Source organism: Variovorax sp. CAN15 (assembly GCF_030462475.1).
GTDB lineage: Bacteria > Pseudomonadota > Gammaproteobacteria > Burkholderiales > Burkholderiaceae_C > Variovorax.
Genome location: NZ_JASMRZ010000002.1, coordinates 16,025 through 29,772, shown reverse-complemented (window position 1 = coordinate 29,772; position 13,748 = coordinate 16,025). Strand labels below are relative to the sequence as shown.

General features: G+C 68.1%; 10 protein-coding genes. 7 read left to right on the top strand and 3 right to left on the bottom strand.

Annotated elements, in window-relative coordinates:
* Window positions 1-37: 37 nt before the first annotated feature.
* Window positions 38-2,275, bottom strand: a complete 2,238-nt coding sequence (gene cphA, locus QMO14_RS01925) for a cyanophycin synthetase (RefSeq protein WP_301503923.1) — start codon at window positions 2,273-2,275, stop codon at window positions 38-40.
* Window positions 2,276-2,414: 139 nt separating this feature from the next.
* On the opposite strand from cphA, the gene QMO14_RS01920 reads away from it, so the two are divergent.
* The 3 genes from QMO14_RS01920 (at window position 2,415) to queC (ending at window position 5,978) form a co-directional block, all read left to right on the top strand.
* A complete protein-coding gene (locus QMO14_RS01920) occupies window positions 2,415-4,718 on the top strand; it encodes an ABC transporter ATP-binding protein (protein WP_301503922.1) in 2,304 nt (767 codons plus the stop codon).
* Window positions 4,715-5,188 (top strand): DUF1854 domain-containing protein, encoded by a 474-nt coding sequence (locus tag QMO14_RS01915; RefSeq protein WP_301503921.1) that lies wholly within the window; start codon window positions 4,715-4,717, stop codon window positions 5,186-5,188. Before QMO14_RS01920 ends, QMO14_RS01915 begins: the two co-directional genes overlap by 4 nt.
* Before the next feature lie 85 nt (window positions 5,189-5,273).
* Window positions 5,274-5,978, top strand: a complete 705-nt coding sequence (gene queC / locus QMO14_RS01910; protein WP_301503920.1) for a 7-cyano-7-deazaguanine synthase QueC — start codon at window positions 5,274-5,276, stop codon at window positions 5,976-5,978.
* Here the strand turns inward: queC and QMO14_RS01905 are convergent.
* Entirely contained in the window at window positions 5,960-7,750 is a 1,791-nt protein-coding gene (locus tag QMO14_RS01905; RefSeq protein WP_301503919.1) for an ABC transporter ATP-binding protein/permease, read from the bottom strand. The genes queC and QMO14_RS01905 overlap by 19 nt on opposite strands.
* Window positions 7,751-7,858: 108 nt before the next feature.
* Window positions 7,859-8,419: a phosphonate degradation HD-domain oxygenase gene (locus QMO14_RS01900; RefSeq protein ID WP_301503918.1), complete on the bottom strand. Its 561-nt coding sequence runs from the start codon at window positions 8,417-8,419 to the stop codon at window positions 7,859-7,861.
* Between the two features lie 308 nt (window positions 8,420-8,727).
* On the opposite strand from QMO14_RS01900, the gene QMO14_RS01895 reads away from it, so the two are divergent.
* From QMO14_RS01895 to QMO14_RS01880, 4 genes are read left to right on the top strand one after another with little or no spacing between them, the layout of a single operon-like run.
* Complete coding sequence (locus tag QMO14_RS01895; RefSeq protein WP_301503917.1) at window positions 8,728-9,762, top strand: putative 2-aminoethylphosphonate ABC transporter substrate-binding protein; 1,035 nt, start codon at window positions 8,728-8,730, stop codon at window positions 9,760-9,762.
* A 31-nt stretch (window positions 9,763-9,793) separates the two neighbouring features.
* On the top strand, window positions 9,794-10,873 hold the full coding sequence (locus QMO14_RS01890) for an ABC transporter ATP-binding protein (protein WP_301503916.1): 1,080 nt from the start codon (window positions 9,794-9,796) through the stop codon (window positions 10,871-10,873).
* 2 nt (window positions 10,874-10,875) lie between these two features.
* Window positions 10,876-12,591 (top strand): putative 2-aminoethylphosphonate ABC transporter permease subunit, encoded by a 1,716-nt coding sequence (locus QMO14_RS01885; RefSeq protein WP_301503915.1) that lies wholly within the window; start codon window positions 10,876-10,878, stop codon window positions 12,589-12,591.
* Window positions 12,588-13,733, top strand: coding sequence for a TIGR03364 family FAD-dependent oxidoreductase (locus QMO14_RS01880; protein ID WP_301503914.1), 1,146 nt, complete (start codon window positions 12,588-12,590; stop codon window positions 13,731-13,733). Before QMO14_RS01885 ends, QMO14_RS01880 begins: the two co-directional genes overlap by 4 nt.
* Window positions 13,734-13,748 lie beyond the last annotated feature (15 nt).

The following is a 13,748-nucleotide window of genomic DNA, read 5'->3' as shown; positions in this document are numbered from 1 at the left end:
GCTGCGAGAGCTGCTGTCTATCTGGCGAGGCGAAGCCTCAGGCGAATTGGGGTTGTAGAGGCTGGGTCTGCGAGAGCTGCAGCGAGGCAAGCGCGGCTTGCAGGTCGGCCTCGAAGGCTTCGACGCCCGCACCGATCAGGTTCAGCGGAATGCCCATGGCCCAGGCCGCGGCCACGGCGGCCAGCAGGCTTTCGAGGCTCACGCCGGCATGGGTGGCGCGCCACACGGTCAGGCGGCCGAGGCCCGGCAGGAAGGATTCACTGCTGCCGTTGGCCAGCACCACGCGGTCCTGGCGGACCAGCACCGCCTTGCCGCCAGCGGCCTGGTGCGCGGTGAGATCGGCCGCCTGCGCGTCGGCCGAATAGAGGATGACTGCGCCGTCGCACAGCGGCGCGAGGCCGGTCACACGCGGGTCGGCGGCGTTCAGCACCGCCGTGCCCTCGGGCAGCACCACGTCGACCTGGGTGCGCAGCACCTTGACCATCTGGTCGCTCTCGGTGATGTCGTAGTCGGCCAGCGCTTCGCAGCCTTCGAGGTCGGTGACGATGCCGACTTCGCAGCGGTCGTACGGTAGGCCGTCGCGCAGGATGGTCTCGGCGCCGTTCTCGATCACCACGGCCTGCACGGCGCGGTTCACCAGCAGGCGGTGGCCGGCTTCCCAGTTGGCGCTGTCGCGCGCGTCGACGCGGCGGCGTTCGAGGAACAGCCCGTCGCGGCAGGCCAGGCCGGTGTGGCGCCCACCCAGGTTGATGAGCCAGGCCACCAGGCGCGCCAGCACGGCGGTGTCGCGCGAGCCGGCCACGCCGACCACGGGAATGCGCCCGGGCGCGTCGTTGGGGAACAGGTGGTCGCAGATCGCGCGGCCCACCGGGCGCGGCGAGCCGACGGCCGGCTTCAGGTGCATCAGCAGGCCGGGACCGGCGTTGACTTCGACGATCGCGCCGCCCTGCGGGCCGAGCGGCCGGGAAATATCCTGCGCCACGAGGTCGATGCCGGCGATGTCCAGGCCCACCACGCGGGCGGCCAGCACGGCGGCATGCGCCACCTCTGGATGCACCAGGTCGGTGCAGTCGTTGGCCATGTTGCCGTTGCGCTGGATCGTGACCACGCGGCCGGCGGCCGGTACGGCATCGGCGTCGAGGTCCTGGCGCTTGAGTTCGAGCTGGAGCTTGGCGTCGGTGTCGATCACGATCACGTCGAGCGGGAATTCTTCTTCCGCACCACGGCGCGGGTCGCTGTTGAGCTGCTTGTCGATGAGCTCGCGCACGCTGGCCTGGCCGTCGCCGGTCACGGTGATGATCTCGCCGCGCGCGGCCGCCACCACCTCGCCGCCCACCACCAGCAGGCGGTGCTCGTGGCCGCGGATGAAGCGCTCGACCATCACGTCGCTGCCCTCGGGCTCGGCGACCGCGAAGGCGGCCAGGACTTCCTCGCGGGTCGTCAGTTCGAGCGAGACGCCGCGGCCGTGGTTGGCGTCCGACGGCTTCACGACCACGGGCAGGCCGATGTCCTCGGCGGCTTCCCAGGCCTCTTCGGCATTGGCGACCACCTGGCCTTCGGGCACGGGCACGCCGCAGCTCGCGAGCAGGGACTTGGTCAGCTCCTTGTCGCTGGCGATCGATTCGCCGATGGCGCTGGTGTAGTCGGTCTCGGCAGTCCAGATGCGCTGCTGGTTGGCGCCGTAGCCCAGCTGCACGAGGTTGCCGCTGTTCAGCCGCATGTGGGGAATGCCGCGGTCGGTGGCGGCGGCCACGATGGCGGCGGTGCTGGGGCCGAGGTAGCAGTCTTCCACCTTGGCCTTGACCGCGTCGACGGCCTTCTGCACGTCGGCGGCGGTGAACGGGTCGTTGTTGATCGCCGCCATCAGCAGGCGGTGGCCCTCGGCCAGCGCCACCCGGGCGACCTGCTCGTCACGCGCGCGGAACACCATGCGGTAGACGCCGTGCTCCGAGGTGCTGCGGGTCTGCCCGAAGCCGGTCGGCATGCCCGCCAGGTTCAGCAGTTCGATGACGACGTGCTCCAGCACGTGGCCCGACCAGGTGCCTTCGGTCAGGCGCTGGATGAAGCCGCCGCGCTCGCCGACGCCGCAGTGGTGCTCGATGAGCGCCGGCAGCAGGGTGGTCAGGCGGTCGGTGAAGCCGTCGATCTTGTTGGAGGGGAAGTCCTCGAGCTGGCCCAGGTCGAGCCAGACCTCGAGCACGGGACGGTAGGTCCAGAGGTTGGGGCCGCGCAAATAATTGATGCGCAGCAGTCGGATGTCGTCGAAACGGGTCATGCAAACGTTCGATGTGCTTTGGCCGAGCACCACGGCGCCTTCAAGCGCGCCCATGGCTATCGGTCAGAATCGGCGCCCGACCTGGGGCGCCATGACGCGGTCCAAGAGGCCCGCGACGGGCAAGAGTCAAAGAAACACAATGCAACATCACGATCCAGTCGGCACCCGGGAGGGCGAAACAGAAGCGGCATCAGCACAAGCACTGAAAAACCGCCTCGCAGTCGCGGAAAACGTTCTGGTAACACTGACGGTTGACCTCGACGACCAACTTCGCTTCGCCTCCGCATTAGTCGCCTTGACTGACCGGAGGCTGATTGCCGTCGACCCGAACGCCCGGTCCGAAGGGCAGTGGCGTGAGTGGCCGCTAACCGACGAGGCCTTGGAGCTGCGCGTTTCCGACCACGCCGGCATCGGCACCCTCGACCTCGTGGGCGCCTCGGGCCGGCTGGGCCGCTGGCGCTATACCCTGGCCGGACAGGTCGCGGCGCTGCGGCTGATGAAGCTGTTCGGCCAGCGCATGGCGGGCGGTGTCGCCAGGGAGACACCCGAAGCCGTCGAGACCGCCGACGGCGAGGATTCGGCCGACACCGAACTCCAGACCCCGCCCTCCACCTGGGTGCTGCTGCGCCTCGGCCGCTTCGCCAAGCCCTACCGCAAGCAGCTGATCGCAGGGTTTCTGCTGACCCTGATTTCCACCGCCGCCACGCTGGTTCCGCCGTACCTGACCATCCCGCTGATGGACGACATCCTGATCCCGTTCCAGAACGGGCAGAAGATCGACACCATGCGCGTGGGCCTGTACCTGGGCGGCCTGCTGATCGCGGCGCTGGTCGGCTGGGGGCTGGGCTGGGCGCGCACCTACCTGCTGGCGCTGGTGTCCGAGCGCATCGGCGCCGACCTGCGCACCACCACCTACGAGCACCTGCTGACCCTGCCGCTGGACTACTTCGGCGGCAAGCGCACCGGCGACCTGATGGCGCGCATCGGCTCCGAAACCGACCGCATCAACGTCTTCCTGTCGCTGCACGCGCTCGATTTCGCCAACGACGTGCTGATGATCGTGATGACCGCGGTCATCCTTATCTCCATCAACCCGCTGCTGGCCGTGGTCACGCTGGTGCCGCTGCCCTTCATCGCCTGGATGATCCACGTCGTGCGCGACCGCCTGCGCACCGGCTTCGAGAAGATCGACCGCGTCTGGTCCGAAGTGACCAATGTGCTGGCCGACACCATCCCCGGCATCCGCGTGGTGAAGGCCTTCGCGCAGGAGCGCCGCGAGGCCGAGCGCTTCCGCGTGGCAAACGCCTACAACCTGCAGGTCAACGACAAGCTCAATCGCACCTGGTCGCTGTTCACGCCGACCGTGTCGCTGCTCACCGAAATCGGCCTGCTCGTGGTCTGGGCCTTCGGCATCTGGCAGGTCTCGCGCGGCAGCATCACGGTGGGTGTGCTCACGGCGTTCATCGCCTACATCGGCCGCTTCTACACCCGGCTCGACTCCATGAGCCGCATCGTCTCGGTCACGCAGAAGGCCGCGGCGGGCGCCAAGCGCATCTTCGACATCCTCGACCACGTGAGCAACGTGCCCGAACCGGCCAACCCGGTGAAGGTGGAGCGGGTGCAGGGGCGCATCGACATGAACGGGCTGGGCTTCCGCTACGGCTCGCGCGCCGTCATCCACGACCTCGACCTGACCATCGAGCCCGGCGAGATGATCGGCCTCGTGGGCCACAGCGGCTCGGGCAAGAGCACGCTGGTCAACCTGATCTGCCGTTTCTACGACGTGACCGACGGCGCCATCAAGGTCGACGGCACCGACATCCGCCGCTTCGCCGTGGCCGACTACCGCCGCCACGTGGGGCTGGTGCTGCAGGAGCCGTTCCTGTTCTTCGGCACCATCGCGCAGAACATCGCCTACGGCAAGCCCGACGCCACGCGCGAGGAAATCGTGGCCGCCGCGCGCGCCGCGCATGCGCACGACTTCATCCTGCGCCTGCCGCATGGCTACGACTCGCTGGTGGGCGAGCGCGGGCAGGGCCTGTCGGGCGGCGAGCGCCAGCGCATCAGCATCGCGCGCGCGCTGCTCATCGACCCGCGCATCCTGATCCTCGACGAGGCGACCTCGGCCGTGGACACCGAGACCGAGAAGGAAATCCAGAAAGCGCTCGACAACCTCGTGCAGGGCCGCACCACCATCGCCATCGCGCACCGCCTGTCGACGCTGCGCAAGGCCGACCGGCTCGTGGTCATGGACCGCGGCGAGGTCGTCGAAGTCGGCCCGCACGACGCCCTGATGGCGAAGCAGGGCGCCTACTGGCGGCTCTACCAGGCGCAGCTGCGCCAGGCCGACGACGATGTGAGCGAAGGGGCCGCCGACGAGCGCGCCAGCGCGCAGGCGCCGGTCGCCATCACCCACGCGGCCCATCCGGCAGGTGACGCATGACAAGCAGCAACCCCTTCCAACTGGAACGCGACCCCTTCGGCCGCCTCGTATTGATCGACGCCCAGGGCGAGCGCCACGTGGGCATCGTGCCGGTGCGGGCCTTTCCGCTGAGCGCGCCCGGCCACGGCATCTCGCTGGTCGGCAGCGAGGGGCGGGAGCTGGTCTGGATCGACAGCGTGGAGCAGCTTCCGGCGCAGACCCGCACGCTGCTCGAAGAAGATTTGGCGGTGCGCGACTTCGCGCCCACGCTGCTGAAGCTGCACGGCGTATCCAGCTTCGGCGTGCCCAGCACCTGGACCATCAGCTCCGACCGGGGTGAAACCAGCTTCGTGCTCAAGGCCGAGGAGGACATCCGCCGGCTCGAAGGTGGCGCGCTGCTGATCGCAAGCGCGCACGGCGTGCAGTTCCGCATTCCTGACGTGAAAACGCTGGACCGGGCGTCGCGCAAGCTGCTGGAGCGCTTCCTCTAGATTCGAGCGCCAAGAGTGGGCGTCCGCAGGAGCCTGCGAAAATCGCCCCTTTGGATTGCTGCGGCATGCACCGCCGCCCACGGATATGCCCCTGCACACCACCGCCCTCGTTCTGTTCTCCGGCGGCCAGGACTCGACTACCTGCCTCGCCGATGCGCTCTCGAAGTACCAGCGCGTCGAAACCCTGGGCTTCGACTATGGGCAGCGCCACCGCGTCGAGCTCGACGTGCGCGGCACCATCCTCGCGAAGATGCGCGAGCGCTTTCCCGACTGGGCGCCTCGCCTGGGTGAAGACCACGTGCTCACGCTCGCCGCGCTGGCGCAGCTGGGCGGCTCCTCTCTCACGGAAGAGGTCGCCTTCGCCATGCAGGCCGACGGCCTGCCCAACACCTTCGTGCCGGGACGCAACCTGCTGTTTCTCACGCTCGCGGGCGCGCTGGCCTACAGGCGCGGGCTGCAGGTGATCGTCACCGGCGTCTGCGAAACCGACTTCTCGGGCTACCCCGACTGCCGCGACGACACCATGAAGGCGATGCAGCTCGCGCTGTCGCTCGGGCTGGAGCGCCGCCTCGTCATCGAGACGCCGCTCATGTGGATCGACAAGGCCGAGACCTGGCAGCTGGCGCACCGCCTGGGCGGCAGGCCGCTGGTCGACCTGATCGTCGAGGAGACGCACACCTGCTACCTCGGAGACCGCGAGCACCGCCAGGACTGGGGCTACGGCTGCGGCGAATGCCCCGCCTGCGATCTGCGCAGGAAGGGCTGGGAGCGCTACGCCGCGGCGGGCTGAACTGCCGAGGTGTTCAGGCGGTAGCGCGCGCCGCCTTCCTTTCCTTCTTCCTGCGGCACCAGCGTCCAGCGCTGGTTGTGGAAATCGCCCACCGCCGCGCGGTGCGCGATCGACACCATCGCGCCGCCCGCCGCCTTCACCGTGTCCGCGAGGCGCTTGTAGAGCACGCTCTCGGCATGCGCGTCGAGCGCGCTCGTGACCTCGTCGGCGAAGAGCCACGCGGGTTTCTTCAGCAGCACCCGGGCGATGGCCAGCCGCTGCTGTTCGCCGCCCGAGAGCTTCTGGCTCCAGGCGTCGCTGTCGTCGAGGCGGTTCACCAGGTCAGGCAGCAGGGCGTCGTCCAGCGCCTGGCGCAGCTGGTCGTCGCTGAAGTTCGCGGCCGGGTTGGGATAGGTCAGCGCGTCGCGCAGCTTGCCGTCGGGCACGTAGGGGCGCTGCGGCATGAACGCGACGTTCTCCGGCACCTGCAGCATGCCCTTGGAGAAGGGCCAGATGCCGGCGAAGGAGCGGAAGAGGGTCGACTTGCCGCTGCCCGAGGGGCCCTGGATCAGGACGCTGTCGCCGGGCTTCACTGAGAGCGCGGCGCCTGCGAGCAGCGGGGTGCCGTTGGGGAGGGCGACGGCGAGGTCGTCGGTGTGCAGGTTCTCCGACGGCGCGCGCTCCAGGGCGTCGCTGCGGGCGGCGTGGGCAACCATGCCGTCGTCGAAGCTGGTCAGGCGCTCGGTGGTGGCGCGCCACTCGGCCACGCCGTTGTAGTTGTCGACGAACCAGCTGAGCGACTCCTGTACCTTGCCGAATGCGGAGCCGATCTGCATCAGGTGCCCGAGCTGGAATGCACCGCCGAAGTACTGCTGCGCCGCGACGATGAACGGAAAGATCACCGCCGCCTGCCCGAAGAACGAGGTGAAGGTGACGAGGTTCTTCTGCTGCTTGATCAGCAGCAGGTAGTTGCGCAGCACGTCGCCGAAGCGCAGGTCGAGCTGGCCGCGCTCGACCTTCTCGCCATGGTCCAGCGCGATGGCCTCGCTGTACTCGCGCACCCGCACGAGGTGGTGCCGGAAATCGGCTTCGAAACGCTGCTGCCTGAAGTTCAGCCCGATCAGCGGACGGCCGATGAAATGCGTGACGACGGTGCCCACGATGGAATACCCGAGCGCCAGCCAGACCATCGCGCCGACGATCTGGTAGGTCGTGCCGCCCGCGGTGAACGAGAAGTTGCCCGACAGCGTCCAGAGCAGCCCGATGAAGCTCATCAGCGTGACGACCGCGTTCAGCAGGCCCATCGACAGCGTCATCGTGGCGCTGGTGAAGAGCTGCATGTCTTCCTGGATGCGCTGGTCGGGGTTGTCGGGCGCGGCGCCGTTCTTGTTCGTGTAGCGCGCGAGTTCCAGGTGGTAGAAGGTGCGGTCCGCCATCCAGCGCGACATGTAGCTGCGCGTCATCCACGTACGCCAGCGCAACTGCAGCAGCTGAGTGATGTAGAACTTGAGCACCTGCACCGCGATGTTGAAGAAGGCGATCCAGCCGAACACCCGCACCTCGCGCCAGAAGGCCACCACGTCCTTGTTCTGCAGCGCGTCGTAGAAGCGCCCGTACCACTGGTTGCCGAGCACCGCCACATACACATAGAAGAGATTGAGGGCGACGATCGCAATCAGCATCGCGCGGGCTCGCCACTTCTCCTCCGACTTGAAATAAGGCGCCGCGAGCCTGAAGACGCGGCGCAGAACCTGGATGAACGAGCCAGCGCGAGCTGTGACTGTTAGAGACATTCGGGTTTCCTCGCAGGCGCTCGCGCGCCGGTCATAGTGAGGAGACCATCGTAGACAAATGTTTCTTAAACCGGCCTGAAACCGGCTCCGGCCCTCGAAAAGGGCCCGTCAGCGCAACAGCACTCGCGCGGCTGTCGCCAGGAAGTGGGCGAGCGGCGGTGTCTGCAGGCCCTTGACCTTCGCTTCCTCGTCCCATTGCCGCAGCCGCACCGCGTCGCCGGCCCACTGGTGGGTGGCGAAGCGCTCGGCGGCTTCGGCGTCCATCACGCCGCCCTGCAGGGCGAGGCTGCGCACGGAATCGGGAGAAAGCCTGGAGAAATAGTCGGGCTGCGTGGCACACAGGTAGCGCTTGGCGTCCACATGCAGCCGGATCGGCTCGCGCACTTCGGCGTCGAAGGCGCCGCGCAGCAAGGGCAGGGCGATGTACTGGTGCCGGTCGTCGATGCCCAGCTGGGTAGGAGAGTGCGAAAGCGTCTGGTGCTCGGCGATCAGCAGGTGGCCCAGGTCATGCAGCAGCGCGGCCGTGACCAGCGAATCGCTCGCGCCGGCCTGCTCGGCGAGCCAGGCGCATTGCAGCGCATGTTCCAGCTGCGACACGGGCTCGCCCGCGTACGCGATTGCGCCGCGTTCGGCGAACAGGCGGGCGATCTCGGCGAGGTCGAGTGTCATGGAAGTGGGGCGCGGCGCGCGACGAGAAAGCAAAGGGCAATAAGTCCGCGAGTCTGTCGCGATGCGGTGACAGGTCGATGACGAAAGCGTCGAACGGCGGTTCCGGGCTGCCGATTTTCAGCGCGATTTTGGGTGTTTGGGTTTTTTTGAGGCATCTGACAAATCTCTGTCACATGCCGCTGCCAGCATCGCCCCCATTCGTCGCCCAGTGGAATCTGCGTACTTTCGCTTGCCCCCTTCGCGGTTCCGCGCGGCGTCCCTTCTTCCATCCACTTCCTCGATCCTTTCTCTCTCCCAAGGAACCCCCCATGCTGCATCGTTCCATCCGCTGGGCCGCCGTGCCCGCCGCCCTGCTCTCGCTGGCCTTCGCCGCATCGGCCCAGGGCCGCACCGAGCTGCTGGTCTACACCGCGCTCGAAGCCGACCAGGTGCAGGCCTACAAGGCCGCCTTCGAGAAGGAGAACCCGAGCATCGAGCTGAAGTTCGTGCGCGACTCCACCGGCATCGTCACCGCCAAGCTGCTGGCCGAAAAGGCCAACCCGCAGGCCGACGTGGTGTGGGGCCTGGCCGCCACCTCGCTGATGCTGCTCGACAAGGAAGGCATGCTCCAGCCCTACGCGCCGAAGGGCCTGGACGCCATCAAGGCCAACATGCGTGACCCGGCCAACCCGCCCAAGTGGGTCGGCATGGACGTGTGGTCCTCGGCCATCTGCTTCAACACCGCCGAAGCCCAGAAGAAGAACCTGCCCAAGCCCACCAGCTGGGCCGACCTGACCAACCCCGTCTACAAGGGCCAGATCACCATGCCCAACCCGGCCGCCTCGGGCACGGGCTACCTGATGGTGTCGGGCTGGATCCAGATGATGGGTGAGGAGAAGGCGTGGAAGTACATGGACGCGCTGCACCAGAACATCGGCATCTACAGCCAGTCGGGCAGCAAGCCCTGCCGCCAGGCCGGCGCCGGCGAGTTCGCGCTGGGCATGTCCTTCGAATACCGCGCCAACAAGACCAAGCGCGACGGCGCTCCCATCGACATCGTGCTGCCCAAGGAAGGCCTGGGCTGGGACATGGAAGCCACCGGCATCATGAAGACCAGCAAGAAGCAGGAAGCCGCCAAGGCGCTGGCCGACTGGGCCGTGACGAAGCAGGCCAACGAGCTGTACGCCAAGAACTTCGCCGTGCTCGCGCTGCCGGGCATCCAGGAGAAGCTCGAATTCGTGCCGGGCGACGTCGAGAAGCTGCTGGCCAAGAACGACTTCAGCTGGGCTGCCGCCAACCGCGAGCGCATCCTGACGGAATGGTCGAAGCGCTACGAATCGAAGTCGGAAAAGAAGCCGCTTTGATCCTGTCGTTGAAGCCAAGCAGTACCCGGTCATGACGAGCAGCAGCTTTCTTTCCCTTCGCGGCATCGGCAAGTCCTTTGGCGCCACACGCGTGCTCGACGGCATCGATCTCGACATCGAGCCCGGCGAGTTCGTGTGCCTGCTCGGCCCTTCGGGCTGCGGCAAGACCACGCTGCTGCGCATCGTCTGCGGCATCGAGCGTGCCGACAGCGGCCAGATACTGCTCGGCGGCCAGGACATCGCGGGCCTGCCGCCCGCGGCGCGCGGTTTCGGCGTGGTGTTCCAGTCGTACGCGCTGTTTCCCAACCTGACGGCCGCGCAGAACATCGCCTACGGCCTGCATCCCACGGGCGCGCTGGCCCGCGAGATGGCCAAGCGCTCGCGCGAGATGCTCGACCTGGTCGGGCTGGCCGCACATGCCGACAAGTACCCGGTGCAGCTCTCGGGCGGCCAGCAGCAGCGCATCGCCCTGGCGCGCGCGCTGGCGCCCAACCCGCGCCTGCTGCTGCTGGACGAGCCGCTCTCCGCGCTCGACGCGCAGGTGCGCGCCACGCTGCGCAGCGAAATCCGCGCGCTGCAGAAGCGCCTGGGCATCGTCACCATCATGGTCACGCACGACCAGGAAGAAGCCCTCTCGATGGCCGACCGCGTGGTGCTCATGCACGACGGCCGCATCGAGCAGGCCGGCACGCCCGACGAGCTCTATCGCCAGCCGCGCACCCGCTTCGTGGCCGGCTTCGTGGGCCGCATGAACATGCTGCCCGCCACCGTGCTGGCCGACGGCAAGGTGCGCGTGCGCGACAGCGAGCTGCTGTGCGCGCCCGGCAACCTCAGCATCGGCTCGCAGGCCACGGTGGGCATCCGCCCCGAGCACGTGGTGGTGAAGCGCTTCGGCACCGAGCTCGGCGCCAACAGCTTCGTTGCGCGCCTGCTCGACACCGAGTTCTTCGGCAACCGCACCTCCGCCCGGCTGGCCTGCGAGCCGCTGGGCATCGAGATCGAAGCCGAGCTGCCCGCCGACGCCCGCAGCGGCGGCGACGAGCCGCTGGTGCCCAGCAGCATGGTGCACATCCAGCTGCCATTGAACGCGCTTTCAGTCCTGGCGCATTGAGCATGAGCAGTTCTCCCGACGCCATCGCCGCAGCGCCGGTGATGGCGACGCGCCGTACCGGGTTCGACCGCGAGCGCTGGCTGACCGGCACGGCCGTGCTGCTGGTCGTGCTGCTGCTGCTGGTGATCGTCGCGCTGCCGGTCGGCGCGCTGGTTGGCCAGAGCTTCTTCGACCGCGAGGGCGCCTTCGTGGGCCTCGCCAACTTCGCTCGCTACTTCGAGAACCCCGCGCTGGTGCAGTCCGCATTCAACAGCGTGGGGCTCGCGGCGATCAGCGCCGTGATCTGCACCGGCATCGCCTATGTATATGCCTACGGGCTTACGTTGTCGTGCATGCCGGCCAAGGGCGTGCTGCGCGCGGTAGCACTGATGCCGCTGCTCGCGCCCTCGCTGCTGCCTGCGATCAGCCTCGTCTACCTGTTCGGCAACCAGGGCCTGTTCAAGGGGCTGCTGGGCGACCTCTCCATCTACGGCCCGCTGGGCATCGTGCTCGGCTCGGTGTTCTGGACGCTGCCGCATGCGCTGCTGATCCTTACCACCGCCATGGCCACCTCCGACGGCCGGCTCTACGAGGCGGCGCAGACGCTGGGCGCCTCGCGCTGGCGCATCTTCCGAACGGTGACGGTGCCTTCGTCGCGCTACGGCCTCATCGTGGCGGCGATGGTGGTGTTCGTGCTGGTGGTCACCGACTTCGGCGTGCCGAAGGTGGTGGGCGGCCAGACGGGCGTGCTCGCCACCGACATCTATAAGCAGGTGGTCGGACAGCAGAACTTCCAGATGGGCGCGGTGGTCGGCCTCGTGCTGCTGATACCCGCCGTGCTGTCCTTCATCGTGGAGCGCCACGTGCGCGGCAAGCAGGCGGCGGCGCTGTCGGCGCGCGCCACGCCCTACCAGCCCGAGCGCGTGAAGTCGCGCGACCGCGCGCTGCTGGCGTTCTGTGTGCTGACGGCCCTTGCCATCCTCGTGATGATCGGCATGGCGGTGTTCGCGTCGCTGGCCACCTACTGGCCGTACAACCTCGCGCCGTCGTTCAAGAACTACGACTTCAGCAACATGGACGGCGGCGGCTGGGGCAGCTACTTCAACTCGCTGCGCATGGCCGTGTGCGCGGCGGTGGCGGGCGCGCTCGTCACCTTCGTCTCGGCCTACTTCGTCGAGAAGCCACGCCATTTCGGCCTGCTGCGCGAGCTGCTCAACCTGCTGGCCAACCTGCCGCTCGCGGTGCCGGGACTGGTGTTGGGGGTGGGCTACATCTTCTTCTTCATCTCGCCATCGAACCCGCTGCGCGCCATCTACGGCAGCATGACCATCCTCGTGGTCTGCACCGTGGCGCACTTCTTCTCGGTGGCGCACCTCACCTCGCTCACTGCGCTGCGCCAGCTCGACCGCGAGTACGAGCTGGTGTCGGAGTCGATGGGTGTGCCGTTCTGGCGCACGCTGTGGCGCGTTCATCTGCCGGTGGCGCTGCCCACCGTGCTCAACGTGGGCGGCTACTTCTTCGTGAACGCGATGACGACCGTTTCTGCCGTCGTGTTCCTCTATTCACCGCAGACCACGCTCGCCGCCATCGCCGTGCTCAACATGGACGACGCCGGCGACGTCGCACCCGCCGCCGCCATGGCCTCGCTGATCATGCTCACCGCCGCCATCGGCCGGGGCCTGTTCGCGCTGGCGGGGCATTGGGCAATAAAGCGCACCCAGGCCTGGAGGCATCGTTGACAAGCGCAACCCCGCGAGCAAAGAACTCCGACAGCTTCGACCTCATCGTGGTCGGCGCCGGCATCGTCGGCCTGGCCCATGCCTACACCGCCGCGCAGCGCGGCCTCAAGGTCTGCGTGATCGAACGCGACACCGCTGCCATCGGCGCGTCGATCCGCAACTTCGGCTTCATCACCATCACCGGCCAGGCACCGGGCGACATGTGGCGCCGCGCCATGCATGCGCGCGGCGTGTGGAACGAAGTCGCGCCGCAGGCCGGCATCGAGATCGTGCACCGCAACCTGTGGCTCGCGGCCTATCGTCCCGAGGCGCACGACGTGCTCGAAGCCTTCATGCGCACGCCGATGGGCAAGGGCTGCGCGCTGCTCGATGCCGCCGACGCACAGGCCAAGGCGCCTGCATTGAGCCTCGCCGATGCGCGCTCCGTGCTTTTCAGCCCGCACGAGTTGCGCGTCGAGTCGCGCACCGCCATCGGCCTGCTCACGAAGTGGCTGGCCGAGGCGCACGGCGTGACCTTCCGCTTCGGCGAAGCCGTGCACGAAGTCGAAACTCCACGCGTGCGCACCTCGCGCGGCACGCTGCACGCCGAGCGCGTGGTGGTCTGCACCAACACCGACCTGCACGGCCTCTTCGCCGAACGCATCGCCGAGCAAGAGCTCACGCTGTGCCGCCTGCAGATGCTGCGCGTGAAGCCCGAGGTGGGGTTCCGCCTGCCGGGCTCGGTGATGATGGACCTGAGCCTCGTGCGCTACGAGGGCTACAGCACGCTGCCCGAAGCCGCCGCGCTGCGCGCGCGCCTGCAGCAGGAGGAAGCCGCCTCGCTCGCGCACGGCATCCACCTGATCGTGGTACAGAGCGCAGACGGCTCGCTGGTGGTCGGCGACTCCCACCACTACGCCGACGCGCCCGAGCCTTTCGCGATGGAGGAGGTCGACCAGCTCATCCTGCGCCACCTGCGCAGCACGCTGAACCTCGAAACCGCGCAGGTCACCGAGCGCTGGACCGGCGTGTACCCGTCGTCGAAGACCACGCCCTGCGTGATCGACGCGCCCGACGACGCCACGCGGCTGGTGCTGGTCACCAGCGGCAGCGGCGCGAGCACTGGCTTCGGCATCGCGCACGACGTCTTCAGCGCATGGTGACGGTTGCGCAGCCGT

Coding starts and splice junctions, on each gene's coding strand:
- cphA (WP_301503923.1), bottom strand. CDS start 2,275: ATGACCCGTTTCGACGACATCCGACTGCTGCGCATCAATTATTTGCGC.
- QMO14_RS01920 (WP_301503922.1), top strand. CDS start 2,415: ATGCAACATCACGATCCAGTCGGCACCCGGGAGGGCGAAACAGAAGCG.
- QMO14_RS01915 (WP_301503921.1), top strand. CDS start 4,715: ATGACAAGCAGCAACCCCTTCCAACTGGAACGCGACCCCTTCGGCCGC.
- queC (WP_301503920.1), top strand. CDS start 5,274: ATGCCCCTGCACACCACCGCCCTCGTTCTGTTCTCCGGCGGCCAGGAC.
- QMO14_RS01905 (WP_301503919.1), bottom strand. CDS start 7,750: ATGTCTCTAACAGTCACAGCTCGCGCTGGCTCGTTCATCCAGGTTCTG.
- QMO14_RS01900 (WP_301503918.1), bottom strand. CDS start 8,419: ATGACACTCGACCTCGCCGAGATCGCCCGCCTGTTCGCCGAACGCGGC.
- QMO14_RS01895 (WP_301503917.1), top strand. CDS start 8,728: ATGCTGCATCGTTCCATCCGCTGGGCCGCCGTGCCCGCCGCCCTGCTC.
- QMO14_RS01890 (WP_301503916.1), top strand. CDS start 9,794: ATGACGAGCAGCAGCTTTCTTTCCCTTCGCGGCATCGGCAAGTCCTTT.
- QMO14_RS01885 (WP_301503915.1), top strand. CDS start 10,876: ATGAGCAGTTCTCCCGACGCCATCGCCGCAGCGCCGGTGATGGCGACG.